Source organism: Synergistaceae bacterium, from assembly GCA_017444345.1.
GTDB lineage: Bacteria > Synergistota > Synergistia > Synergistales > Aminobacteriaceae > JAFUXM01.
Window position 1 is genome coordinate 1 of sequence record JAFSWW010000098.1, and the last position, 26,009, is coordinate 26,009.

At 38.9% G+C, this 26,009-nt stretch carries 20 protein-coding genes and 1 tRNA gene; 11 read left to right on the forward strand and 10 right to left on the reverse strand.

Annotation, left to right across the window (positions count from 1 at the left end; genetic code table 11):
* The first annotated feature begins 66 nt into the window (after positions 1–66).
* The 4 genes from gyrB (at position 67) to IJS99_07510 (ending at position 4,177) form a co-directional block, all read left to right on the forward strand.
* Positions 67–1,974: a DNA topoisomerase (ATP-hydrolyzing) subunit B gene (gene gyrB / locus IJS99_07495; GenBank protein MBQ7561659.1), complete on the forward strand. Its 1,908-nt coding sequence runs from the start codon at positions 67–69 to the stop codon at positions 1,972–1,974.
* Positions 1,975–2,063: 89 nt separating this feature from the next.
* Positions 2,064–2,633 (forward strand): flagellar export chaperone FliS, encoded by a 570-nt coding sequence (fliS, locus tag IJS99_07500; protein ID MBQ7561660.1) that lies wholly within the window; start codon positions 2,064–2,066, stop codon positions 2,631–2,633.
* Positions 2,623–3,111: a hypothetical protein gene (locus tag IJS99_07505; GenBank protein MBQ7561661.1), complete on the forward strand. Its 489-nt coding sequence runs from the start codon at positions 2,623–2,625 to the stop codon at positions 3,109–3,111. Before fliS ends, IJS99_07505 begins: the two co-directional genes overlap by 11 nt.
* Position 3,112: 1 nt before the next feature.
* Positions 3,113–4,177 (forward strand): M48 family metalloprotease, encoded by a 1,065-nt coding sequence (locus IJS99_07510; protein MBQ7561662.1) that lies wholly within the window; start codon positions 3,113–3,115, stop codon positions 4,175–4,177.
* Here the strand turns inward: IJS99_07510 and IJS99_07515 are convergent.
* Positions 4,178–4,250 (reverse strand) — tRNA-Arg (locus IJS99_07515). It lies immediately after the preceding gene.
* A gap of 48 nt (positions 4,251–4,298) precedes the next feature.
* Complete coding sequence (locus IJS99_07520; GenBank protein ID MBQ7561663.1) at positions 4,299–5,303, reverse strand: hypothetical protein; 1,005 nt, start codon at positions 5,301–5,303, stop codon at positions 4,299–4,301.
* A 147-nt stretch (positions 5,304–5,450) separates the two neighbouring features.
* Between IJS99_07520 and hydG the strand changes: the two genes are divergently transcribed.
* Genes hydG through IJS99_07535 form a run of 3 tightly spaced genes read left to right on the forward strand, consistent with a single transcriptional unit; the run spans position 5,451 to position 9,848 of the window.
* On the forward strand, positions 5,451–6,896 hold the full coding sequence (gene hydG, locus IJS99_07525; GenBank protein MBQ7561664.1) for a [FeFe] hydrogenase H-cluster radical SAM maturase HydG: 1,446 nt from the start codon (positions 5,451–5,453) through the stop codon (positions 6,894–6,896).
* On the forward strand, positions 6,868–8,076 hold the full coding sequence (gene hydF / locus IJS99_07530; GenBank protein ID MBQ7561665.1) for a [FeFe] hydrogenase H-cluster maturation GTPase HydF: 1,209 nt from the start codon (positions 6,868–6,870) through the stop codon (positions 8,074–8,076). The genes hydG and hydF overlap by 29 nt, the downstream gene beginning before the upstream one ends.
* Positions 8,073–9,848, forward strand: a complete 1,776-nt coding sequence (locus IJS99_07535; GenBank protein ID MBQ7561666.1) for an ABC transporter ATP-binding protein — start codon at positions 8,073–8,075, stop codon at positions 9,846–9,848. The genes hydF and IJS99_07535 overlap by 4 nt, the downstream gene beginning before the upstream one ends.
* 36 nt (positions 9,849–9,884) lie before the next feature.
* Here IJS99_07535 and IJS99_07540 read toward each other — a convergent pair whose 3' ends face one another.
* Genes IJS99_07540 through IJS99_07560 form a run of 5 tightly spaced genes read right to left on the reverse strand, consistent with a single transcriptional unit; the run spans position 9,885 to position 14,359 of the window.
* A complete protein-coding gene (locus IJS99_07540; GenBank protein ID MBQ7561667.1) occupies positions 9,885–11,423 on the reverse strand; it encodes a hypothetical protein in 1,539 nt (512 codons plus the stop codon).
* A gap of 14 nt (positions 11,424–11,437) precedes the next feature.
* Entirely contained in the window at positions 11,438–12,121 is a 684-nt protein-coding gene (locus IJS99_07545; GenBank protein MBQ7561668.1) for a DsbA family protein, read from the reverse strand.
* A complete protein-coding gene (locus IJS99_07550; GenBank protein ID MBQ7561669.1) occupies positions 12,122–12,514 on the reverse strand; it encodes a hypothetical protein in 393 nt (130 codons plus the stop codon). It abuts the gene before it with no gap.
* On the reverse strand, positions 12,480–13,343 hold the full coding sequence (locus IJS99_07555; GenBank protein MBQ7561670.1) for a DUF1749 domain-containing protein: 864 nt from the start codon (positions 13,341–13,343) through the stop codon (positions 12,480–12,482). The genes IJS99_07550 and IJS99_07555 overlap by 35 nt, the downstream gene beginning before the upstream one ends.
* Before the next feature lie 2 nt (positions 13,344–13,345).
* Positions 13,346–14,359, reverse strand: coding sequence for an NADH:flavin oxidoreductase (locus IJS99_07560; protein ID MBQ7561671.1), 1,014 nt, complete (start codon positions 14,357–14,359; stop codon positions 13,346–13,348).
* A 413-nt stretch (positions 14,360–14,772) separates the two neighbouring features.
* Between IJS99_07560 and IJS99_07565 the strand changes: the two genes are divergently transcribed.
* Together IJS99_07565 and IJS99_07570 are read left to right on the forward strand one after the other, a co-directional pair.
* Positions 14,773–15,120 carry a helix-turn-helix transcriptional regulator gene (locus tag IJS99_07565; GenBank protein ID MBQ7561672.1) on the forward strand — a complete coding sequence of 116 codons (348 nt, stop codon included), beginning with the start codon at positions 14,773–14,775 and terminating at the stop codon, positions 15,118–15,120.
* 12 nt (positions 15,121–15,132) lie between these two features.
* Positions 15,133–16,464: a replication-associated recombination protein A gene (locus IJS99_07570; protein MBQ7561673.1), complete on the forward strand. Its 1,332-nt coding sequence runs from the start codon at positions 15,133–15,135 to the stop codon at positions 16,462–16,464.
* On the opposite strand, the gene IJS99_07575 is transcribed toward IJS99_07570, so the two are convergent.
* From IJS99_07575 to IJS99_07585, 3 genes are all read right to left on the reverse strand, one after another.
* Complete coding sequence (locus IJS99_07575; GenBank protein ID MBQ7561674.1) at positions 16,465–18,126, reverse strand: GGDEF and EAL domain-containing protein; 1,662 nt, start codon at positions 18,124–18,126, stop codon at positions 16,465–16,467.
* 93 nt (positions 18,127–18,219) lie between these two features.
* The gene (locus IJS99_07580) at positions 18,220–20,160 is read right to left on the reverse strand and encodes a response regulator (protein MBQ7561675.1); all 1,941 of its coding nucleotides are present in this window, start codon (positions 20,158–20,160) and stop codon (positions 18,220–18,222) included.
* 3 nt (positions 20,161–20,163) lie between these two features.
* The gene (locus IJS99_07585) at positions 20,164–22,089 is read right to left on the reverse strand and encodes a response regulator (protein ID MBQ7561676.1); all 1,926 of its coding nucleotides are present in this window, start codon (positions 22,087–22,089) and stop codon (positions 20,164–20,166) included.
* 350 nt (positions 22,090–22,439) lie between these two features.
* On the opposite strand from IJS99_07585, the gene IJS99_07590 reads away from it, so the two are divergent.
* A complete protein-coding gene (locus tag IJS99_07590; protein MBQ7561677.1) occupies positions 22,440–24,890 on the forward strand; it encodes a response regulator in 2,451 nt (816 codons plus the stop codon).
* Positions 24,891–24,920: 30 nt separating this feature from the next.
* Entirely contained in the window at positions 24,921–25,799 is an 879-nt protein-coding gene (locus IJS99_07595; protein MBQ7561678.1) for a response regulator, read from the forward strand.
* Positions 25,800–26,009 lie beyond the last annotated feature (210 nt).

A 26,009-nucleotide genomic window follows, 5' to 3' on the forward strand; every position in this document is an offset into this window, starting at 1 on the left:
GTCAATTATAATGCGAATTTGTTATAATATACATATCATATAAAGGAGAAAATTTTTTATCTCATAATGGAATCTACAACTAATAATTACGGCGCAGAAAGTATCAAAGTCCTTGAAGGTCTGGAGGCTGTCAGAAAACGCCCCGGAATGTACATAGGCGACACAGGCACCCGCGGGCTTCATCATTTAGTTTATGAAGTCGTTGATAATTCAGTCGATGAGGCTATGGCGGGATTTTGCGATAAAATTCAAGTTATAATTCACTCCGACGAAAGCATTACCATACAGGACAACGGCAGGGGAATTCCTACAGATCCGCATCCATATAACGGCCGTCCTACTAGTGAAGTAGTCTTGACTGTTTTACATGCCGGCGGGAAGTTCGGCGAGGGAGCTTATAAAGTTTCTGGAGGTCTGCACGGTGTCGGAGTCTCCGTTGTTAATGCCTTGTCTGAATGGCTAGTTATTACCATTGCACGCGACGGAGTCGAGAAGACTCAGAGATTCAAGCGCGGAGTCCCTGTAACTGACCTTACAACAACGGGCAATAACGCAAATTGGCGCGGAACTAGAATTCATTACATGCCCGACCGTAAAATTTTCGAAGATGTACATCACTCGCTTGACACGTTAAAGAGCCGTTTTCGTGAACTAGCTTTCTTGAATCCCGGCCTAAAAATTTCAGTCCATGACGAACGCACTAACGAAAGACGAGAATATTTTTACACCGGAGGTATAGGCGCATTTGTTCAATATATAGACAAGGACAGGAACGCATTATTTGATAAGCCTATAGTTATATCAGGTTCAAACAATAATATTTCAATTGACGCGGCACTGCAATATAATGACGGTTATCAAGAACATGTTTACACATACGCGAATTTAATTCACACGATTGAGGGCGGGACTCATTTAGTCGGACTAAGAACGGCACTGACTAGGGCAATTAACGAGGCTGCTAGAATAAATAAAGTCCTGAAGGAAAAAGAAGACAACTTGACCGGCGATGACTTAAAAGAGGGCTTAACCTGCGTTTTATCCGTGAAATTAAGCGACCCTCAATTTGAAGGCCAGACAAAAACAAAGCTCGGAAATAGTGAAGTTCGGGGAGCTGTTGACTCGGTTATTTATGATGGACTCATGTCAGCATTTGAAGACAGACCCGAAATTATTCGCCCGGTTGTCGAGAAAGCATTACGCGCAAAACACGCCAGAGAAGCGGCCAAGAAAGCCCGTGAGTTAGTCCGTAAAGGTGCAATGTCAGGAATGACTTTACCCGGTAAACTCGCAGACTGTTCGTCAAAACAAGCTGAGAACACAGAATTATATATAGTAGAAGGCGACAGTGCAGGAGGCAGCGCAAAACAAGGCCGGGACAGGACATTTCAAGCGATTTTGCCGTTACGCGGTAAGATTTTAAACGTTGAGAAGGCTCAAATGAATAAAATGTTAGCTAATAGAGAAATTCAGACGATTATTACAGCACTGGGCTGCGGAATAGGTGCAGAATTTGACGCTACGAAATTACGTTATCACAAAATTATAATCATGACAGATGCAGACGTTGACGGAGCACATATAAGCACGCTTTTATTGACTTTCTTTTATCGTCATATGCCGGAGCTTTTATCACAGGGATATTTATATTTAGCCCAGCCGCCTTTGTATCGAGTTCAATACGGCAAAACTGTAAATTATTGCTACACTGATAAAGAATTGCGCTCACATGTTGACAACGCCCCCGATCCCTCAAAAGTTACTGTCCAGCGTTACAAGGGACTCGGCGAAATGAACCCCGAACAGTTATGGGACACGACTATGAATCCAGCGAATCGAATATTAAAACAGGTCGAACTTGATGATAATTTGCTTGCTGATGAATATTTTGATATTTTGATGGGTGAAAAAGTTGAGCCGAGAAGGGAATTTATTATTACAAATGCTCACAAAGTCAAAAATCTTGACGTTTAATATAAAATGTGCTAAACGTTGCGGAATTTATTGCCGATATTAGGGTCAGTGAGTGAGAATAAAGCAAAAATTTTCAGGAGGATATAAAAATGGTAAACAATAACAACGCTCAATTTACATATCAGGCCACGCGAATCACGACCGCAACAAAAGAACAGCTCTTATTAATCACGTACGATATTGGCATTAAAGCATGTCATGCGGCAGAAAATGCTATGCTCGGCAAAAACGGCGGTTCACCTGATTACGATTTAGCGAACAGAGAAACTATACGCGCTCAGGAAGTTATACGCGAATTAATGGTAACTCTTAATAAGGACAAGGGCGGAGAGATGGCCGACAAGTTAATGCAGCTTTATGAATACATGTATCAATTATTAGTCGATGCCAACATGAAAAAGGAACCCGATAATATCCGCACAGTCCGTGGAATGCTCGAAGAGTTAAAAGCAACATGGGAGGGCGCACTCGTTCAATTATTGCAGGAATATCAAGCGGCTCACCCAGAAGATAAAGACCTTCAGAATGCTATATTAGAACTTGAAGGCAAGAAACCCGAACAGCCAGCCAAACCCGCAGCACCTACTCAGACGGCATATAAGACAGCTGCACCCGCTCAGAAGACAGCAAAGGCCGGAGGATTCACACTTGCAGGATAATATATTAACTCAAGCTAAAGAGTTAATTTCACGCGAAATAAATTTATGCAAATCACTAAGGGCGATGATCTCTAGGGAACTTGAGGCCATTGCCCTAGATGGCGATACTGACGAATTAGTGAGACTCGCTCCTAAGAAAGACGAAATTATTTCACAGCTTCAATTACTCGCTGATACTTGGCAGGATTTGCTTTGTAGTTATGGCTTGTCGGAAAATAATGACCCAGTTAATATTAATGATAATGATAAATCAGGAGGATTCGGGCAGAAATTGCTTAATTTATATCCTGATGATTTAGAATTGCAGGAATTAGTACAGGAGACTCGCGAGATTTCAGCAAGTATTATTAACGCTCAAAACGAGGCAATTATACAATTAAGACAGCACGCGGACGAATTGAGATCAAAAATTTCTGAACGTAAGGCAATGCACAGAGCCGCAGCAAGATATTCACGCATGGGAGGATTATATTATTAGCATGAGAAAATTTTTTATTGCAGGATTAATAATATTATTATTTGCGAGTTCAATTTTTGCCGCAGATAAAGCAGATAACAGCACTACTCTTGAACGTGAACGCGAAATCGGCCGCAAAGCTATGAAGCAAATCGAGGAACAATGGCCGCTGACTACTGACCCCGCAATAACTTCACGCCTAGAAATGATATTGAATAAATTAGAGCCTTTCATGGAACGCCGTATAAACTGGGAAGTTAGACTCGTCAAGACTGAAAATATGAACGCGTTTTGTTTACCCGGCGGATTTATTTTTTTCACGACTGGAATCGTTGACGCCCTGAAGACTGATTCAGAACTTGCTGCAGTAATGGCTCACGAAATGATTCACGCGGATCAAAGGCACTCTTTACGAATGGCAGCAGATACTAACAAAGTAAATCTTGCTACACTGGCGGCTATGTTATTGAGCGGAGGTGCAGCAGCTCCCATAATTCTAGCAAATCTAGCTAACGTAGCAATCACAAGCTCATATACTTTAAAACTTGAACAGGAAGCGGACAGGCTCGGACTTGAGGCGTTAATTAAATCGGGCTATTCTCCCACTGGAATGATTACACTTTTTGAAAGATTTATGGCCGAAGAGTATAAGCAGCCTTTAATAGAATACGGCATTTACATGAATCACCCGGAATCAAAACAAAGACTCGCCGATGCAGTTAAATTTTTGCATGATAAAAATATTCCCATTGAACGAAAATATTCACTTGGCCTGTTACGTACCAGCATACGGGAAACTAAATCAAATCTTCAATTAATAATAGACAGCTCAACAGTTGCGACGGGGAATAATACTCCGGAAATCAAGACCGTATTAAATAAAGTCCGTGAAAATCTCGATAAATATTTACAGTTAGAACTCGCACCGTATGAACTGCATATCGTGAACGGAGCGTTATATATCGGCAATAATTATATACTCGGCAATGTAGACGGAGTAACGAGCCCTGACGAATTGCGGGAGAATTTGTTAAAAGCTGTGAACTTAGCGCGGGCAAAACATCCGACATCAAAATTTTTCAAGTAACGACCTCGGGGTGACTCGAACACCCGGCCTACTGCTTAGGAGGCAGTCGCTCTATCCACTGAGCTACGAGGCCAAGTAAACCGCGTGAAAATATAGCAATAATTATATATTTTGTCAAACTTTATTCATAACGTCCTAAGTCGAATACATATAAATATTCAAAGCCTTCAGATAAAAATATTGCTCCTTCTGTACCGTTGCTTCTCGATGCAATAAACCCTTGACAACATTTGCTAATAAATAAAATCGATACTAGATATTCAAGTCCGCGCAAATACTTATCGTTGGGTCTATTTGTATTATATTCTGCTAAATCTCCCTTACTGTTATAATCATAATCAAGATAATCGCACTCAGGAAGTATTAATTTATCGCCAAAAGCTGCCTTAAATTTTTCCATGATATTTTTATCTTCAGTAGCGAGATATATTATGTCAAAATTTTTTTCTTGCATGACCGTTTGAACTTTTGTAATTGCTTGTTCTGCTGTCGGCGGTACATAATGCCCCTTAGGTTTATGCGCTATTAAATCAGTACCTCTTATTTTAACGCCTAAGATCCTTTTGCCCTGTGTTTTCTCCTGTAAAATTGCTAACTTCTCAAGAACAGAGGGCTTAAATCTAATATATTTTTTGCAAAGTTCATGCATTCGTTCGACACTTAAATATTTCTTGTAGTAAAGAATACTATCTCGGCCAATAATATATTTTCTGCACGATAAAGCATCATCGAGAGATATATTACTAGGCTGCTCAAAATAATATTCCCATGAGTTAACGTGTTTAACTTCGTCATTATATAAATAAGCATTTGGATAATTCTTCATGTCAATAACAGGAATAAAATTATGTTCTTCAGCGTAATTAATAGCCATTAAAATATTATTGAAATACGAAAATAATCCGCATGTATTATCTTTACGACGAATTATATAGGGGATCTTATCAAATTTTTTTGGGCTGAATAAATTCCTGCGTACTCTGTCATGTTTCCACGGAGTATAAATAATACTGGATATTATCCGCCTGATTTTAGACGGCAAAAATTTTTTTAATATTCCCTTCAATGTATAATTATTACTGGTCTGGCTGGTCTGAACTGATTTAGAATCAACATCACGATTCATTATTAAATTGTCAAGCCCTTTCTTGAAAGTTTACGCACATTTTATCATAAATATATTTAACGTGTTATAATTTCTGCAAAAATATAGATTCTGACGGGGAAGAAATTTTTTTATTTATTCTGACTCGTAAGAACGGAGGGGCAGACTATGAAATATAATCCGGCATCAATGAATGCTGACGAATTTATTAATCACGACGAAATTTTAGACACTCTTATATATGCAGAGGCTCACAAGAATGACAAGGAATTAATTTACTCGTTGCTTGAGAAGGCCCGCCCAAAATGGAATAATAACGGCTGTACGTGTTCAGGGCTGACTCATCGGGAGGCTTCCATATTGTTAGCTTGTGAAGATCCGGAGATTATCGCGAAAATTTACAAGGTAGCCGAAGAAATTAAACTAGCTTTTTACGGAAATCGAATCGTTTTATTTGCGCCGCTTTATCTTTCTAATTATTGTATTAACGGGTGCTTGTATTGTCCTTATCACACGAAAAATAAAAATATTACCCGCAAGAAATTAACTCAGGAAGAAATACGCGCCGAAGTCATTGCGTTGCAGGGCATGGGACATAAACGACTCGCAATTGAGGCCGGAGAAGATCCCGTAAATAATCCCATTGAGTATATTCTTGAAAGCATAAAAACTATTTACAGCGTACATCATAAGAACGGCGATATTAGGCGCGTAAATGTAAATATTGCTGCGACCACAATAGAAAATTTTAAGAAGTTGAAAGACGCAGGAATCGGGACTTATATTTTATTTCAGGAGACTTATAACAAAAAAAGTTATGAGTATTTACACCCGACCGGCCCTAAACATGATTATAATTATCACACTGAAGCTCATGACAGGGCAATGCAGGCCGGAATTGATGACGTTGGACTCGGTGTTTTATTCGGGCTTGAAGGCTATAAATATGAGTTCGCAGGACTCTTAATGCACGCTGAACACTTAGAAAAAGTTTTCGGAGTCGGACCTCACACAATCAGCGTTCCCAGAGTCAAGCCAGCCGATGATATTGATCCCGACGAATTCAATAATGCAATACCCGACGAAATTTTTACTAAAATTGCCGCTTGTATTCGAGTCGCCGTGCCTTATACCGGTATGATAATTTCAACGCGTGAGAATGAACGAGTCCGCGCAAAAATGCTCGAAGTCGGAATCTCTCAAATTAGCGGAGGTTCTCGCACTTCAGTGGGCGGTTATACTGAAGAAATCAGGCCTCATGACACAGAACAATTTGACGTATCTGATCAGCGCACTCTTGATGAAGTTGTACAGTGGCTCATGAAACAAAATCACATTCCTTCATTCTGTACTGCTTGTTACAGGGCGGGGCGGACTGGCGACAGATTTATGAGTCTATGCAAGTCCGGGCAAATTCTTAATTGCTGCCATCCTAATGCGTTAATGACTCTCACTGAATACTTAGAAGATTACGCCTCACCTGAGACGAAAAGAATCGGCTATGAAATGATTGAGCGTGAACTTGAAAGAATACCGCGCGAAAATGTTAGAGAAATTGCAAGAAATAATATCGAGGCCATGAGAAATGGAAACGCAAGGGATTTCAGGTTCTAGCTTGAATCAAACTCCTTCAGGTGAAAGAGTCCATATTGCTTTTTTCGGTTTGAGAAATGCGGGCAAATCGAGTCTTGTTAATGCTATAACAGGTCAGGAGCTTTCTATAGTGTCAGAAATCAAAGGCACAACTACTGACCCAGTAAAGAAATCTATGGAGCTTTTACCGCTCGGCCCGGTTGTAATAATTGATACTCCCGGACTTGATGACTCCGGCGTTATCGGCGAAAAAAGAGTCCAGCGCGCGAAAAATATTCTTGCAAATTGCGATATTGCCGTGTTAGTTCATGACTCAACCTGCGAAATGTCAGACTCCGAGCTTGAATTAATAAAAATTTTCGAGTCCCGCAATCTTCCTTATATAATTGCATATAATAAAGCCGATTTATTACGAGTCAGGCCAAGTGATAAATTTCTAGTAAGTTCATTAACCGGCGAGAATATAAGCGAACTTAAGCAAAAAATTGCTTCACTCGCGAAAAATAGAGACTCAAGCAAAAAACTTGTGAGTGATTTATTAAATCCCGGCGATATAGTTATTCTTGTCGTACCAGTCGATAAGGCAGCACCTAAAGGAAGATTAATTCTGCCTCAACAGCAAACTATACGCGATATATTAGACTCTAAATGCTCGGCTTTTATTTGTCAGGACTCAGAACTTGCTAAAACTCTTGACTCGTTAAAGAATTTGCCCAAATTAGTAATCACTGACTCTCAAGTATTCGGGCGCGTGAATAAAATTTTGCCTAGAAATATTTTATTGACTTCATTCTCGATATTATTTGCGCGTTATAAAGGCAATTTGCGGACTCTGGTAGACGGTGCGAAAAAATTATCACAGCTTAGGGACGGCGGCAAAGTTTTAATCTCTGAGGGCTGCACACATCACAGGCAATGCGGGGACATAGGACGCGACAAGATTCCCGAATGGATAAGAAAATTTACCGGCTCGACTCCTGAATTTGAATTCACATCGGGCGGGACATTCCCGGAAGTTGACGAGCTGAAAAATTTTGATTTAATAATTCATTGCGGGGGCTGTATGCTTAACGAACAGGAAATGACATCACGACTCAAACGCGCCGAACTCGCAAATGTTAAAATCGTAAATTACGGCGTGGCTATAGCTCATATGCACGGGATATTAAATCGCAGTCTCGAACCGTTTAATCTTTCATGAAAAATTTTACTCGCATAATACGTGAAATCTTTGACTCATTCCCCGTCAAAATGCCGCTTGTTATATTCCTGATTTTATTTTGCGCGGGGATTAATACTCTGCCTTCTGTGTTCATTCAGAAAATTACGGCCTTAATCGAATTTGCGCCCCCTTCTCTTACTTGGCCTGAAATAAGCATGAATATTATAAAGCTGCTGCTCATTCTCGCAGGACTTTACGCGCTTTCACTTGCCGGAGTCTTTTTTCAGGGCTATATCGGAGCAGAAATCACGCAGGGAGTCTTACTCAATATACGGCAAAAAATGTTTGACAGAATGCAGAATTTACCCGTTAAATTTTTTGACTCCCAGTCTCACGGCGATATTATGAGCAAATTTGTTAATGACGTTGAATCAATGAGGCAGTTAATTTCTCAGGCAGCACCGAATTTATTGACGGCTATAATTACGATTATTGCTGTAATTTCCATAATGCTTTATTTTTCCATATGGCTTACTTGTATAACTTTCGCGGGAATTATTATAATGTTCACTATCACGAAAAAAATCGGCGGGCGTAGTTCTCATCATTTCAGGAGGCAGCACAAAAATACGGGTTTGCTTGAAGGTTTTGCAGAAGAAATGATGACGGGGCAGAAAGTTATAAAAGTTTTTTGCAGGGAAGATAAAAGCATTCAGGAATTCGAGAAAATTAATAATGAATTATTCACCCAGTCAGAACAGGCTAATAAACGAGCTAACACACTAGGGCCGATCTTAAATAATATAGGCAATATTTTATATGTAATAACAGCTTTATCGGGCGGCGCATTAATCCTAGCAAATATCAAAAATTTTAGCATTTCCGGCCTTCCTATGAGCATAAGCGTAGTACTTCCATTTTTGAACATGACAAAACAGTTTGCAATGACTGTGAATCATTTATCTATGAATATAAATTCCGTTATTTCAGGACTGGCAGGAGCTGGGCGGATATTTGAATTAATTGACTCTGAACCTGAAGACGATTCCGGGAAGATTATACTTGACTCGCGCAAAACACTGGGCGATATAGAATTTTGCGATATAAATTTTGCATATAATAACAACGTAAAAATTTTACATGACATAACTTTATCGGCCAAGCCCGGACAAAAAATTGCTATAGTAGGCTCAACGGGTGCAGGGAAGACAACTATTGCGAATCTCATTCCGAGATTTTACGACGTTCAATCAGGAAAAATTTTACTTGACGGCGTTGACATTCGCGAAATAAAGAAATCTTCTTTGCGTAAAAATTTGGCTGTAGTCCTGCAAGACACTAATTTATTTAGCGACTCAATACTCGAAAATATACGTTATGGGAATCTAAGCGCGTCCGATCAAGAATGTATTAATGCGGCAAAATTAGTCGGAGCTGATGACTTCATTACTCGACTCCCTGAAGGCTATAACACATTTTTAACGGGAGCAGGGGCAAATTTGAGTCACGGTCAGCGGCAATTAATAGCAATTTCACGAGCAGCAGCAGCAAACCCGGCTATAATGATTCTTGATGAAGCAACATCTTCAATAGATACTAGAACCGAGTCACTCGTACAAAGAGGGATGGACGCTTTAATGCATGGCCGAACAGTTTTTGTGATAGCTCATAGGCTTTCAACTGTGAGAAATTCAGATTTAATACTAGTTATTGAACACGGGCAAATTATCGAACGGGGGACTCATTCTGAATTACTCGCTAAAAAAGGAAGATACTATAATTTATACACAGGAAAATTTGAGCTTTCATGATTGCAAAATTTTATCACAGTGCGGCAAATTCAAATTCTAACTGGTCATACTAAAAATTTTCAGGCGAAATATCCCCCTTTTGCACATGCCTAACAAGACAACTGCAAGCAAAATACTTGACAATCCGGAATTACAGCCGCTATTACTCTTAGACAATGCATAATTATTATCACTCTCATTATAAAGCCAGTCATTAAGCAAGTTCATTACTTGAATTCTTAAATTTTCCGGCATTTTGCTTATATTCAAGCCGTGTGCTTGCGTATCATCTACGAATAAATAAATATTTCTGCCGTTATCAGCCTCTTCAAGCCTGCCGTAATACCAAGGGTCTGAGCTCCCATGAAGCATTATTACATTACTTGTATTATTTTGCGTCCAGTCAATTATTTTATTTCGTAAATCGGGATTGAACGTGAAAATCTTGCGCTGTTCGGGCGTGAAAATCATTCTTGAATATAGGCCGCTTTCTTCATTTTCGTTTATGGTCAAATTTAAGCCTGCTTTATTTAATTTTTCGCGCAAATATTTAAATTTATAGCCGTCTTTACCGTTTTCTTTGTGAGCTTGGACTTCATACGGGAAGAAATCAGCAATACTATTATCGCCGTCATCAGCTTTCATGAATTCAAGCATAGTATTTAAATAAATTTGCCGGTCATTGCTATTTTCTCTAGGCATGTTCAAAATATAATCAACCGAGACAAAATTTTGTTCATACTGCCATATTTCCTCGACGAAATCCAACGCGTAATAAATCTCATAATCCTTTGAGATATTATATTCAGGCCGTAAACTAACATCAAAGCTCGTTATTCTATTAGCCATTAATTTAGGCTGTAAGAATTCACGTTCTCTAATCAGCTCAACCTGAAAATCAAGCATTAAATCACGATATTTTTTTGCCTGCTCACTGCCATAACGCTCCGTGCCGATATTATTATTAATTGCGTCAATCATTCGCATATCTTCCTGACCGTTGCAGAACGGCGCGACATATGACACGTAAATATCTGCGTCAGACGGGTAATAATAAGCATGTACATTAGTTGCTTGGCCGCCCTTGCTTGCTCCTGTAAAAATAAATTTGCCCGTTAAAATCTGCTTTAACTGCGTGATTATATTATGAAAGTCGCTTGAAGCGTTATAGTCCGTCAAATATTCCCATAAATTTGTGTCATTTACTGACAATCCGGCCGGTGCTGACTTCCCGAAATATCTATATTCAGGTGCTATATAATTTGCGTCAAAGATTTTTGCGAGGTCTACTCTGTCATCACTTGAAAAATTTTTGTCCTGAAGATTATAGCCGCCCACGTTAAATATATTTATCTTGTCAAAGCCTTTAAAGCCTATTTCTACACGTTGAGTAAAATATAAATCGCTCGCTCCATCCCAGTCTAAAGGCTGCTCAAATGTTATTATATATTTCTCGTCAAAAATTTTATTTTCCTGTGTGATTTCCTGAATAGATACAACACCGTCAAGAGTTTCAAGCATATTTTTTAACGTCTGAGCATATGAAGCCCCCGCACTAGCTAACGCTATTATTACTACAATCAAAAATTTACGCATTCCCTGATCTCCTTTTATTCAAAATTATAACAATAGGAGATATTATCATGATTATTTTTTCCGTAGTCAAGAAAATCTTCAAATCCGATTAAACCGTTCACAAGTTTTGCATGATTCCCGCATTGAATCAGGCAGCACGGCAAATAATGAATTCCCAGCGAATTCTTAAACTTTAAATCTTCCTGAAATGCCTTCATTGCTTGGCCGTTATAATAATATTCACAAAAAATTTTCTCGTTTATTCCTACTTCACGGGCTATATTAATTAATTCGCTGTCTAGTGTCGTTTGTCTGCCCTCTAAAATTGTCGCCCGTCTCAATCTCAACAAATATAAATATGCTTTATAGGGATTAATCAATTCTGCGGCCTTATAAGCAACATTTAACGGGTATGAAGATCTGTGATTCTCGTCAAATAAGTGAAAATTTGCCATATTCATGGGAAGACCGCCGATATTTTGCTCACTTAGATAAATTTTTGCGAGACGATTATTATATTTTGCGATTCCTTCTTTAGGCGGCAGCTTGAGTTCTTCAGGCAGCATGAAATCACTTACATCTCTAACAAGCCCGCTCATTATATACTTAAATATTATATGACCGTTGAAATAATTTGCTAATTTCTCGTAAACTGGCTCGCACTCATAAGAAAGTCCCATCATAGGATCTGTAAAAGTTGTAATTATAATCTCGCACATTTATATATTACCTTCTATGAATACGCCTTTAACTGCCCATGCTTTAATATCAGCAAAATTTATATAAATATTTTCAGCGGGAATATTCAAGACTCCATTAAAAATTTTCGTAGTCTCCTGTGCAAATTCCTTGAATCCCTCGTGATCTTCATTGCCAAATATGCTGGCTTCAATTAGAGCTGCTTTCTGTGAATCTCCCCGCAAATAAAATTTATAGTCGTCTTCAAGTCCAAGCATTAAATATTTTTCGCTCTTACCGGGAATTAGTGCGATTACTTGACCCATTAAAGTTTTTATCTTGATTTCTTGATTCTTGTCAATCTTAGTATTAACTCTAGCTGTAATAAACGGCATAATTTTATCTCCATTCTTGTAATTGCTGTAAAATATCATTTGCGACTTCCTGATGTTTTCGCTGGTAAGTATGGCCGGTTTTCTCGATAAAGATTAATTTATTCTCTTGAGATTTAGGCATGTGATTATTAATATTGCGCAAAAATTCCGCCGGGTCTCCGTCCGTAAAATTGTCATAAGTCCCGACAAGTAATGCCCCCGAATGCGAAATATTTTCAGCCTGTGAAAAATCCCCGTTTTTCTCCGTATGAACGTTATTTAACAGCCCCGAAAATTGCCAGTCGTATGCAGTATCAGCTATGCACTCAACCCAGCCCATAAAAGGAAATGGCAGCAATTTATTACCGTCTCCGCGTTTAACTTGTGAGAGAATTATATTTTTTTCGCGTTCAGTAACTCCTGACATCATGTGATCTAAATTTGCCGGTGAAAGCAAGAAAAATTTTTTGACTCGTTCGTCATGCTTCCGAGATAAATAATATATGACTTTATTAGCTCCCAGTGAGTGCCCGGCCAAGATTATATTTTTGTAGCCTTCTGACTCGGCAAAATTTATATACGCGTTTATATCGTCATCAGTATAGCAAAATCTCTCGTTCCATGAGCCTATTATTTCATTTTGTCCCGTGTTAATATTAAGTGTCTCGATCTGGCCGAATGCGTCATTAGTCTGTGCGTAAATAAAATCTATATTGCCCGCGTTCAAAGTGTCGCCGATATTATAATAAAACGGGTTTGAGTAAAAATTTCCGTGAATTCCCGTTATAGCTATCATTACAGTATCAGAATTTTTTTGTTTATCCTGCTTGAATAATACCCCGTTCAAGATAACGCCCCTCTTAGTAGGCACATTTAAGCGAAACATCATGATTAATTCTCACCTCTGAAGACGCATTTATGAGCCTGCGACGAGTAACACCGGTTGCAAGAAATACACTTAGAAATTATATTTTTATCCATTTGCATTTTAGCGGGTAAACTGGGCTCGCAAATTAACGGGCGCGATAAAGAAATTAACTCAATTTTTGAGCGATTAATAACATCTTCCATAGTGTCAAGACTGCGGAAACCTCCGACGACTATAACAGGACATGAAACTATTTCAGCTACACGAGCAGCAAACGGCGTAAAATATCCCTCGTTAATATGCGCTTTTATGCCAGTTACTGAAGTCCCATTACCGCTAATTTCAATCGAGTCAATTCCTGCATTATCTAATAATTTGCAAATCGTGAGAGACTCGGACTCATTTAAGCCGCCCCGTATAAAGTCGCTGCTGTTAATCTTTATAGAAATATGCAAGTTCGGTGCTGATTCGCGAATTCCCCGCAAAATTTCAAGAATTATTCCCGCTCGATTCTCTGTATTGCCGCCGTATGAGTCGACTCTGTGATTTATTGCCGGTGATATAAATCTGCTCAAGAAAAAGAAATGTGCCGCGTGAATCTGTACACCGTCAAAGCCTATTTTTTGAGCTATAACAGCAGCATTTATGAATTCTTGAATAACTAGTTTTATATCATTAAGAGTCATTTTATCGGGTTCAATCTGCATATTATATTTATAGTAAGCTCCCAGTGCAAGTTGAGCTATAACCTGGCAATTTTCAGAATGTATTATATCTACTAGTTTTCTATATTCAGGAATTAATTTATCGCTGCAAAGTCTCATCATTCCGTCAAAATATAAATCATTTTCTGCAACGCTTGTGAATCCTGTTATAATCGCTCCGACTCCGCCCCGTGCAAGTTCCGAATAAATTTTATATATCTCATCGGGCAAATTCCCGTCAATTTCCGCGAGTCCTTCCCATGTTGCCGAACGGACGAGTCTATTTTTAGCTGTCAAATTTCTTAGCTCGACAGGCTCAAATATTTGTTTCATGCTATATAAATACTCCTTTTATGATTGCGCTTGAATTACTCTGAAATTATAATTAACTACACAATAAAAACAAGAATGAAGAAATTTCTTTGTCGCTATAAAATATATAGTGATATTTGCAAAAAATATCGAATTATGAGGGATATACGCATAAAAATATTAAGAAGTTGGCCGGAAAATTTTATATTTATCGCAAATGTTAGTGTGAATGCTTTATAGTACGTGCGGAATATAATGACATGAGAAAATTTTTTATAGCGAGTGCATTATATAAATTCGTGCGCAGGGATTTAACGCGAAATATTATGATTATGAAATAAATTTTTATTCGCAAAATATATCATGGCTTATATATATATATTTATAACAGGAACGCAGCAGAAAATATTATAATAAGGGGAGAATTTATTTCAATGAGTCAAAAGCCTTTACCCAGCAAGGAAAATATTTATAACACAGACTGCCCTATACTCTACGCTATGGAATTAATCGGGCAAAAATGGAAGCTGCCTATTTTATGGTATATCGCAGACTCTGAAAAGCAGACTCTAAGATACGGCGAACTCGAACGCAAAGTAATAGGCATAACAGCTACAATGCTTACTAAATGCTTGAGAGAACTAGAACGCGACAAATTTATTAAACGCAAGCAATATAACACGATTCCGCCGACTGTTGAATATTCGCTCGCAAAACGGGGTAAAACTCTAATTCCTGCGCTTGAATCCCTTTATCAGTGGGCAGAGTCTCAAATGCGGTAATATAATATATACATGAAAGAAGGAAAAAATTTTTTGCTTAATAATAATACTTTATTCACAGTTCCAAGTGATGAGCCGCTCGCCGCACGAATGAGACCGGACTCGCTTGAAGATTTCGCAGGTCAGGAGCATTTAATCGCGCCCGGACAAATTTTGAGACGAATAATAGACAGCGACAAAATCCCCTCGATGATATTCTGGGGGCCTCCGGGAGTCGGCAAGACTACACTAGCAAGCATAATAGCACGTAGGACTCAAGCTGAATTCATAAATTTTTCTGCAGTAACAAGCGGCATTAAAGAAATTCGCGAGATCATGAAACAGGCTGAAGACAATAAAAAATTTGGCACGAGAACTATTTTATTTGTTGACGAGATTCACAGGTTCAATAAAGCACAGCAGGACGCGTTTTTGCCGTTTGTCGAGAAGGGCAGCATTATATTAATCGGTGCTACAACGGAAAATCCATCATTTGAGATTAACGGGGCTTTATTGTCGCGCTGTAAAGTTTTCGTGTTAAAGCCTCTGAGTCCTGATGACTTAATAAAATTATTGCGGCGTGCTTTAGAATTTCTCGGCAAAAATTATAAGGCTGATGACGATATATTAAAATCAATCGCAATTTTTTCGGGCGGTGATGCTCGATCGGCCTTGTCTTTACTCGAAATGATGAGCAATAACTCAGAAGTAAATCAGGACGGGCAGATTATTTTAACGCGTGAAATTCTCGAACAGTGTACGTCAAGAAAATCGCTTTTATACGATAAGAACGGGGAAGAACACTATAATTTAATATCGGCTCTGCATAAATCAATGAGAAATTCAGACCCTGACGCGGCAGTTTACTGGCTTGCAAGAATGCTGGAATCAGGTGAAGACCCTTTATATATTGCGCGGAGATTAATACGTTTTGCAAGTGAAGATATAGGTCTCGCGGATCCGGGGACTCTAGCAATGTCAGTTGCTTGTTATAATGCCTGCCACTTTATCGGAATGCCCGAATGCAGCGTAAATTTGACTCAATTAGTTATACACATGTCAATAGCTCCTAAATCTAACGCGCTTGACGTTGCATATAATCTCGCAAAGAAGGACGCTTTACAGAGTTTAGCCGAGCCAGTGCCTTTACATATCAGGAACGCTCCGACAAAATTAATGCGTGATTTAGATTACGGGAAGAATTATAAATATGCTCATGATTACAGCGAAAAATTAACAAGTATGCAGTGCTTCCCGGACTCATTAATTGGCCGCGAATATTATAATCCCACTGAACAGGGCAGCGAATCAAGATACAAGCAAAGACTCGACTCGATTAAAAAATGGAAATCCGAGCATAAATAATTATTCTTTTATGGGTTCGGGCCGTCCAAAGTAAAAGCCTTGCGCTAAATCACAGCCTGCAGATTTCAAAAATTTTAATTGTTCGCTTGTCTCTACACCTTTAGAGAGTGCGGGAATTCCTAATTTTTTCGCCATTTGTATAACAGCCGAGATTATTATATTTCCGCGTTCGTCGTCAAGGCTCTTCATCATGTCAATATCTATTTTCAGGCCGTCAAGATTAAAATCTTTCAGCACCCTCAATGACGAATACCCCGATCCAAATGCATCCATCCAAACTTTAAAGCCGTGTTCTCTTAATCTGTCAGTCTCGTGTTTCATTGCGTCCATGTCTACAGCTATTAAACTTTCTGTAAGCTCAAATCTCAACATTTCACGCGGAATATTATATTTCTTGATCGAGTCCTCTATTACTCTTACTATATCAGTGAGTTCAAAATCTAAGCGCGATAAATTTAATGATACTGGTATTAACTTTTCGCCGTTATTTCTCTCACGGTTCAACTCCTCGCAGACTCTCTCTATAACAAACGAGTCCAATTTATGAATCTGATATGACTCTTCAAGAATATATAAATAATTTGCGGGCGATAATCTGCCGTATTCGGGATCTTCCCAGCGCGTAAAGGCCTCAACTGAAGCAATTTCTCCCGTGTTCACGTCTACAACCGGCTGAAAATATACTTTTATTTTGTGAGTGTTCAGAGCGTCCGAGAATGAATTTAATATATGTTCCTGCAAATGTAATTGTTTATCCATGTCGCCGTCATAAAATTTCACGAGAGTCCCGTATTCGCGCTTTATTGAGTCACACGCCATTTTTGCGCAGTCACAAATTATGCTTATATCCATTTTAGGATTTAATATCTCGTAGATTCCGGCCTTAAGTTCAACTATTACGCCGTGACGCATGTTATTAATTCTGACGCTGAGACGTTCTATTTTTTCCGGTAAATCGTCTTGAGGGGTTATTACTGCAAAATGATCATCGTCAAATCTTGAGACTAGACCGCGCGGGAATGTGTCAAGCAAAATTCTTGATATTGATTTAAGCATTCTATCACCGCCGGAAAATCCATAAGCCTCGTTATATGTCCTGAAATTCCGGATATTGAAATAAATACATTTAGGAATTCCCCCCTTTTTGTGTAAATCTTTTATCAAGTTCGGGGCTTCCTGCCTAAAATATTTCATGTTAGTTAGTCCCGTTAAATTGTCGGTAATATTTGCTTTAGGTTCAGGCAAAGCAGCTTGTCCGGAGAGCTTTAATAATTTCTCGCGTATGTTCATATCATTAAGATACACATAAAATAAACCGCCCAGTTCTGAATCATGAACGAGTTTGCCCCAGTCTTCTATTTTCTTGATTGTGCCGTTTTTCGTGATTATCCGGTAAGTTACATAGTCATAGCCGTTGCTTGCTTTAATTTGCGATTTGATTATCTCGTTTACTTCTTCTATGTCTTCAGGATATACGACCGTCGCAAAACTCCCGCCAGTGAACCTCATAAAATCTTGAGGCGAGTCGCATTCAAATATTCGGGCAATTTCTTCACTCGCAAAAATTATTTCTTCTTCCGCATTGTCCTTATAAACGAGTAACGCCCCGGGCATGTTGACTGAAATTTTTTCGAGCGTCATAAAATTTTCTTGATTGAACAAATTAATTTTCTCTCCTTATATAATATATATTTATTAGCTGCTTTACGTGTTCGATTAAGATTTAGGGGGATTGACACGTTTTATTTACGCAATTTATCTAACTTTCAGGCTGTCAGGAATATAACGCGCTAAAATTTTCCTGAGTGAATCAGACTTTAACGGCTTAGGCAAATAATCATTAAAGCCTAGATTTATATATTCTTCCCTGAACCCTGTTCCCGAGTGCGCAGTAAGTGCTATATATTTCGCGAGTCTCGACGGCCCATCGATTAATTTTGCTTTATTCAGAGTCTCTATTCCGTCAAGTCCCGGCATTCTATGATCCAAGAAAATAATATCATAGTGATTTGTTTCTAAAAGTTTCAGGCACTCTTCACCGGACTCAACTGTATCGACCTGCGATTTATATTCTTTGAGCATCCCCCTCGCTACGACTAAATTAACAGGGGTATCATCGACAACTAAAATTTTTGCGTCAGGACAAGTGAAAGGCTCATCATTATCGGGCAGAATTCCCGGCATTGCTTCCGGTGCATTCTCTAACATTTTTTCATATTCTGCTATTGTGCCTCTAAAACCTTCCTGCGCTAATTGCTGGGTAAATTCAAGAGTGAACGTGCTTCCCTTGCCGTATTCGCTCTCTGCGTGGACTTTACCGCCCATTAACTCAAGCAAATATCTCACTAGAGTCAGGCCAAGCCCCGCGCCCTGTATGCTTTGAGTCTCGTTCAGATTAACGCGCTCAAATGATTTGAACAGCCGCGATAAATCCTCGTTTCTTATGCCGATTCCAGTGTCTATTATAGAAATTTTCATGTTGAGTCTTGAGTACTCGTTAAGTTCTCCCCTCACTCTTAGAGTAATAGAGCCCTTATCAGTATATTTCACGGCGTTATCGATTAAATTCATGATTATCTGCCTTAAATGATCCTCGTCGCCGTATAAATGTTCGGGCAAATTTTTATCAATGTCGAGAATTAATTTAAGATCCTTCTCGTGTAATGACTCAAAATTGCTTTCTTCTATATCCTTGAGCATCTGCCATAAATGATAGTCAGTATTAAATAATTCCATTTTGCCGGACTCGATTTTAGAAATGTCAAGTATATTATTTATTATAGTGAGTAAATGATTCCCCGCCCGTCTAATATCAAGCGCGGACTCTCTTATGCTGGGATCTCTGCTTTCTTTGAGAATCATCTCATTCATTCCTAAAATTGCATTCATGGGCGTTCTGATTTCGTGTGAGGTATTTGCGAGAAAATCACTTTTTGCACGATTCGCGGCGTTTTTCATTCGGGTTGACTGCTCGGCATTTAGTCGGGATTCTTCTAATTCCTTCTCTACTGTGTTCATGCGCCTGTATGTCGGAGCCTCATAATAAAAGAATATTATAAATAATAGAATCGTAGCTGACACATAAACAAATAAGAATTCGCGGATTACTACATACTGAACTATAAACGAGCCTATTAATATACAGCCTAAAATATTCATGACTATATATTGAGATTTCGCCGTGTAGAATTCCTTATGAGTTAATTGCAAATATATAGCCACTGCAACAAAATATACTACATAGACGCTCCGCCAAAGTGTATTATACGGCCCTCTCTGCAAGCCGCCAGCCGTGTCAATCAGGAAAAAGAATCCCGACGTAGCAGGAAATAAATTAAACACTAGAACCGCAAAACTTGACGCAAGCAATATAGCATTCAACATGTCAAAATTTTCGTCCCTGACCTGTACATACTCTTCAACGTAACGCATTAAAGAATACGCGTTTAAATTCACTACGGCATAATAAAGTGTTCTGACTGCGAGATTTAATCCGTGTTGATGTCCCCAGCCGTCTATTAAGAGAGTCGATACTACTTCAAGAAAAGCTGCGGCAAATGTTGACAAAGCTAAATATCTAAATCTCTTGTTTATTTCCGCGTTCGTGGCATATCTGATAAATAAAAACGCTGTCAGGACTGCCAAGAATGGGAGCATAGTAGCTTCAAGTCCGACATTAATTCCGTAACTCAGCATTTGTTAATGCCCCCCCCCCCCCTGCGTAATTTTACTGGAGGGAATATATTTCGCTAACATTTCTTCAAGTTCGAGTCCGTTTACGGGTTTGCTCAAGAAATCATCAAAACCTGCTGCGAGTAATTCAGCCCTCACACCGACAAGAGCATTTGCAGTACAGACAATAACTTTTGCGCTTGCTCCGGGTGCGTCTGTCATCTGCTTTAATTTCGCAAGAGTCTCCTTCCCGTCCATTCTAGGCATCATATAATCCATTAAGATAACATCATAAGAATTCGCGGCGATTTTCTTTAAGCACTCTTCACCTGATTCGGCCTCATCGATTTTAATTTGAGTTTCCTTCATGAGCGAGCGCAGGACGATTCTATTCATGTCATTATCGTCAACAATTAAAACTTTTGCGTCAGGAGCTTTCAGGACTTTGCGGGATTCCTTTTTCTGCTTTGACTCTTCTGATTCATATTGCTTGATTGTCTTGCTGCCTACAACTTTTTGCGGGATTACTACGTGAAATGTTGAGCCTATACCGTACGTAGAAGTAACTTCAACAGTTCCGCCCATTAATTCAATTAACCGCCCAGTTATAGCAAGTCCCAGCCCCGTGCCTTCTATATTATGAGTCTCCTTTGAAGTTATGCGGCTGAATGACTGAAATAATTTCGGGATGTCTTCTGCGTGAATTCCTATTCCTGTATCAGTTACAGTGATGTGCAGGACGATTAAAGAAGGGTCGTCGCCTCTTTCACCTGACAAAGTAAATTTTACGCTGCCCTTTTTCGTGTACTTTACGGCGTTATTTAAGATATTGACCATAATTTGATGGACTCTGATTCTGTCGCCGAATAACTCTTCAGGCAATGACTCATCGACTTGAGAAATATATTTTAGGCCTTTCTGCTCGGCTCTGATCTTAATCATATTGTCAACATCCCGCAAAACCCGCGCCAAATCGTAATTTCTTGAAGATAATTCAAGCTGGCCGGACTCAATTTTTGAGAAGTCTAATATATCATTTATTATGTGTAATAGAGTATTTCCTGCGCTTTGTATATCCAGTGCATATTCGTATATAGGGCCGGACTCATATTTTCGCAAAATAACCTCGTTCATTCCTAATATAGTAGTAAGCGGAGTGCGAATCTCATGAGACATATTTGCGAGAAATTCACCTTTGGCCGCGTCTGCTGCAATGGCTGCCTCGTTAGCTTCGTCGGCGATTTCTTTAGCTTTACGGAGTCTCTCAAGTGTCCGCTCCAAATCTCTATATGCCGGAGTCTCAAGCAGGAAAAAGAAATAATATACATTCACAGAAATTATTATGAAATTAACAGGAACATCAGGGAATAAATTAATTTGTGCGATTTGAATGACCCAGCATACAGCAAAATTTATGAATAATGCCCATAACTGACCGCGAGAAAAATTTTTGTTGTAAATATAAAGCTCCACCCACGTCCACACAGCCCATAAAGCCGGATAACCGTATGACAACAGCCAATTTAACGCGCCGGGGATTAAATTATTATCTTGAATAGCAAAATTTGCCCCGGTGAAATGTCCGACAAGCATAAAATAAAAATATGTTCCGAGTACTATATTTTGAGCGTAAAGCATTCTTTTTTTGCCCTGAGTCCTGTCTGTGCTGAAGCCCGCTATATAACGCATGAACATGAAATAAACTCCGCACGATGCAATTTGCCATATTAACGAGCAGTAATATTTTGAAGTAATTGACCACGTAGAATCTTTTGCAAGAATTATCGAGACAAATACATCAACTATGCTGCTTGCTGTCGTCATATAACAATATCGCAATAAACCTTTTTTCTCGGACGTTGAGCCTGAATATATAAGCTCAAGATATACACATAGTGTAACACTTAGAAGAATTACGGCGATTTCTGATTCTATTATGTAATGACTTTCCAAATTTAAGCATGCTCCTTACTGCATGAAAAATGTCGCAAAAATTTTAGTTTATTATGAGAAAATATGTTTATGAAAGTATAACACTTGCGCCCTAATTGCGATATTATTAGAAAATATGATAATTATTTGCCGGAAAATTTTCAATGATAAATAATTGCGGAAAAATACAAGTTTTACAGCTACATTTACAGCTACAAAAAAATTTATAATCAACACAGCTGCAATGAATGACAAATATTTTTTTAACGTATAAATATAATTTTCACGCAGCAATTTTTACACTCACACATAATAACAAAAATTTTCCATAGTTATAGCACCTGCACTCTAAATGTGATATTATTCAAGTCATGAATACTCAATCTCTAAGACAATTTATAACGACTACTGACAACGGAGTTGCGAACATAAAATCTTTATGCATTTGCGCATTTGGTGTAGTGTCATCGTTTTCTATGGGCTTGCTGGGAATTATAAGACTCGTTCAGGGATTCAAGAATTCTGCGGCGGCGTATTTAATTCTTTGTGCGCTGTCTCTTATTATGCTGATTTATGCGATAAAAAGTATTTCACGCGGCGAGTCTCAAAAAATTTCATGGCTCGAATATCCAGTAACTGCGGGAGGCTTTATATTTGGACTCACTGCATTATTCTTTATTGATGGAGGCACGGACGGAGGAGTCCCCGTTTTCTTTATTCTTGCTGTAGTTGCCACGCCCTGCATAATGGATTTTTCTGACGCTGTTATTATGTTGTGCCTAGAAATTACCGCTTATATTTCTAATACTATATTTGAACATATTTACCCCGGCACAATTAATTACGCTCTGACAGTGAGGGGCAGCACATTTGTTCCGATTCTTGTTGTAACTGGCGCGCTTGGTATATTATGCTTAATTTATACTTACTCATACAGAAATCAGCAGGTGAGACTCGATCATGCCATAAAAGAAGCTAACTCAGCAAACGAGGCTAAAAGCTCATTTCTTGATAACATGTCGCATGAAATAAGAACTCCCATGAATTCTATACTAGGCATGAACGAGATGATTTTACGCGAGGAAGACAGGCCGGAAATAAAAGAATATGCGCTTGTCATTCAACGGAGCGGGCGGGCATTGCTGGGAATAATTAACGACATTCTTGACTTCTCAAAATTGCAGGATAATAAAATGGAAATTTCGCCGGTGAGATATGATTTAAGCTCGTTAATAAATGACATGGTCAATATAGCCGCTGAACAGGCCAAGAAGAAATCTTTAAATTTCACGGTGAATGTCGATAAATCGATACCGCGAATTCTTGACGGCGACGAGTATCATATTAGGCAAGTCATGTTAAATTTACTCAACAACGCAATAAAATATACAGAACGCGGCGGAGTTACTATCACTATAGGATTTGAGACGATTGACACATATAATATTTTGCTTAAGTGCGCAGTAACTGACACGGGAATCGGAATCAAAGCCGAGAATATAGAATATATTTTTACACCGTTTGAGCATTTAGAGACATCAAGAAAATTCAGCGCGGACGGTTCCGGGCTTGGCCTGCCGATTGTGCAAAAATTGTTACAGCTAATGGGAAGCGAACTCAAAATTGAAAGCGTCTTTCACAAGGGATCTACTTTTTCATTTGATGTGCGTCAAAATGTTATCAAGTGGGAGCCCATAGGAGATTATGAACGGGCTTACTCAATGGCAACGACTCGGCAAAATGTGAAATTCACTCAATCATTCCAAGCACCCGGAGCAAGAGTCTTAGTTGTTGATGATGCTGATGTTAATTTGCTTGTATTCGCGAATTTGTTAAAGAAAACTAAAATCAAGATTGATACTGCTTCGAGCGGCGTAGAAATGTTACAGCTTGCAAGAATGAATAAATATAATATGATATTTCTTGATCACAGAATGCCCGGCATGGATGGTATAGAGGCCTTTCACAATTTGCGGAAAACTCCGGACGGCTTGAATTATAATACTCCTGTTGTTGCTTTAACTGCAAATGCTGTATTAGGCGCGAGACAATTATATATTGATGAGGGATTCAGCGATTATATTTCTAAACCTGTAGACACTGTGAGACTTGAGCAGATTTTGCTAGAATATTTACCGCCTGAATTAATTATCAAGGGCGACGCTATGACTCAGGACGAAATTATTAACGAGCCTGCGCAAGAAATAGAATCACAGCCGGAATCAGAATCCGAATCAGACTCGACTCCTTCACCTTATAAAAATATCCCCGGAATTGACTATAACGCGGCAGTAACTAATTGCGGGAGTGAAGATACATTTATTCAGGCACTGGAAATTTTTTATAATACTCTTGACAAGAAAGCCGATGACATAGAAAAATTTGAGCGCGAGAAGGACATCAAGAATTACACGGTGTTAGTTCATGCGTTGAAGAGTGCCGCTCGTTTAGTGGGAGCGTTGAATCTTTCAGCCGACGCAAAATATCTCGAAGAATGCGGCGACAAAAATGACATTCACGAAATCGAGACGAAGACTCCGGCGTTATTATCGCAATATCGTGGCTATAAAGAAGTACTCTCAAAAGTTTTCGGCAAAAATGAGCCTGATATGTCACTGCCTGAAATTTCTATAGAAGATTTACACGAAATGTATTCGCTTATAAAGGGATTTGCGGCAGATTTTGATCTTGATAATATTGACAAAATGATTGACGAGGCTAAAAATTTCCGTATACCCGAGTCCGAACGTGATAGATTCGAGCAGATAAAAGAATGCGTAACGGCTGCGGACTGGTCGACTCTTGAAAGTTTATTAGAATAATATATTATTTACGTGAAAGAAGGCAGAAAGATGAGCAAAATATTATTTATAACTGAAAAAATGAGCTTCATATCACAGGGAATTATTAATCATTTGAAGACTCAGGATTTCGAGGTTTTGACGGTTCATCCGGACGTTACAGCAATATCAAATTTTTTGAAAGAAGATAATTCTTCGAGCGTTGACGATGAGTCTTCAGTTGATCCCGAAGTTGCTGCATTATTAAGCGAAGAGGGCGGCGGGGACTCAGGATCTGACACAACAGAAGGAGCAAGCGCGCCAAAGTCTGACATACCGAGAATATTTATACTTTATTTGCAGGGTGAGGACAATTTAATGATTGATGTACTCGGCTATATTCGTGATTTAGTCGAGGACAGGGGGATAAGATTCTTTGTAATAGGGACTCAAGAAGAGCTTGATTTGATTATCGGCAAGAAAGCAGATTACGTTGCAGGAATGTATACGCGTCCTGTAGATCTTCAGGATTTAATAGCGCGTCTACAGAAAGAGGGCGAGGCAGTCGACAAGCTGAAAGAATTCAAGAGCATTCTAATAGTAGATGATGATGCTACGGCCCTGCGTTCAATGAAGAGTTTATTGTCAACACGCTATAAAATTTTAGTGGCAAATTCAGGAATGAACGCGATCACAATACTTGCAAAAAATAAAGTTGATTTAATCCTGCTTGATTTCGAGATGCCAATAGTGAACGGCCCGAAAGTTTTAGAGATGATTCGTTCTGATCCTAATACGGCAAATATTCCGGTGATGTTCTTAACGGCAAAGGGCGACAAACGCAGCATTATGGAAGTCTTGAGATTCAAGCCGGAAAAATATTTATTGAAGACTATGCTCCCGAAAGATATTCTTGACAGCATTGACGAATTTTTCAGAATGAGACGCTAACATAAAACACTCCTTTCTCAAACTAAAATAAGACTCCTGACCTGATTTAATAAGGCCGGGAGTTTTATTTTTACGCATAACCGAGTCGCTTTAAAGCAAGATTATTTTTCCGCCATCCCGGAATAACTTTCACCCATAAATCAAGAAATACAGGCAGCCCCGTTATCTGTTCGAGTGAATTTCTTGACGACTCGCCTATTTTCTTAATCA

What these genes read in the sequence shown, in the direction of transcription:
- IJS99_07550 (MBQ7561669.1), bottom strand. Translation starts at nt 12,514, where the DNA reads ATGATATTTTACAGCAATTACAAGAATGGAGATAAAATTATGCCGTTT.
- IJS99_07540 (MBQ7561667.1), bottom strand. Translation starts at nt 11,423, where the DNA reads ATGCGTAAATTTTTGATTGTAGTAATAATAGCGTTAGCTAGTGCGGGG.
- IJS99_07510 (MBQ7561662.1), top strand. Translation starts at nt 3,113, where the DNA reads ATGAGAAAATTTTTTATTGCAGGATTAATAATATTATTATTTGCGAGT.
- IJS99_07555 (MBQ7561670.1), bottom strand. Translation starts at nt 13,343, where the DNA reads ATGATGTTTCGCTTAAATGTGCCTACTAAGAGGGGCGTTATCTTGAAC.
- IJS99_07535 (MBQ7561666.1), top strand. Translation starts at nt 8,073, where the DNA reads ATGAAAAATTTTACTCGCATAATACGTGAAATCTTTGACTCATTCCCC.
- fliS (MBQ7561660.1), top strand. Translation starts at nt 2,064, where the DNA reads ATGGTAAACAATAACAACGCTCAATTTACATATCAGGCCACGCGAATC.
- hydF (MBQ7561665.1), top strand. Translation starts at nt 6,868, where the DNA reads ATGGAAACGCAAGGGATTTCAGGTTCTAGCTTGAATCAAACTCCTTCA.
- IJS99_07580 (MBQ7561675.1), bottom strand. Translation starts at nt 20,160, where the DNA reads ATGCTGAGTTACGGAATTAATGTCGGACTTGAAGCTACTATGCTCCCA.
- gyrB (MBQ7561659.1), top strand. Translation starts at nt 67, where the DNA reads ATGGAATCTACAACTAATAATTACGGCGCAGAAAGTATCAAAGTCCTT.
- IJS99_07520 (MBQ7561663.1), bottom strand. Translation starts at nt 5,303, where the DNA reads ATGAATCGTGATGTTGATTCTAAATCAGTTCAGACCAGCCAGACCAGT.
- IJS99_07545 (MBQ7561668.1), bottom strand. Translation starts at nt 12,121, where the DNA reads ATGTGCGAGATTATAATTACAACTTTTACAGATCCTATGATGGGACTT.
- IJS99_07590 (MBQ7561677.1), top strand. Translation starts at nt 22,440, where the DNA reads ATGAATACTCAATCTCTAAGACAATTTATAACGACTACTGACAACGGA.
- IJS99_07560 (MBQ7561671.1), bottom strand. Translation starts at nt 14,359, where the DNA reads ATGAAACAAATATTTGAGCCTGTCGAGCTAAGAAATTTGACAGCTAAA.
- IJS99_07570 (MBQ7561673.1), top strand. Translation starts at nt 15,133, where the DNA reads ATGAAAGAAGGAAAAAATTTTTTGCTTAATAATAATACTTTATTCACA.
- hydG (MBQ7561664.1), top strand. Translation starts at nt 5,451, where the DNA reads ATGAAATATAATCCGGCATCAATGAATGCTGACGAATTTATTAATCAC.
- IJS99_07565 (MBQ7561672.1), top strand. Translation starts at nt 14,773, where the DNA reads ATGAGTCAAAAGCCTTTACCCAGCAAGGAAAATATTTATAACACAGAC.
- IJS99_07595 (MBQ7561678.1), top strand. Translation starts at nt 24,921, where the DNA reads ATGAGCAAAATATTATTTATAACTGAAAAAATGAGCTTCATATCACAG.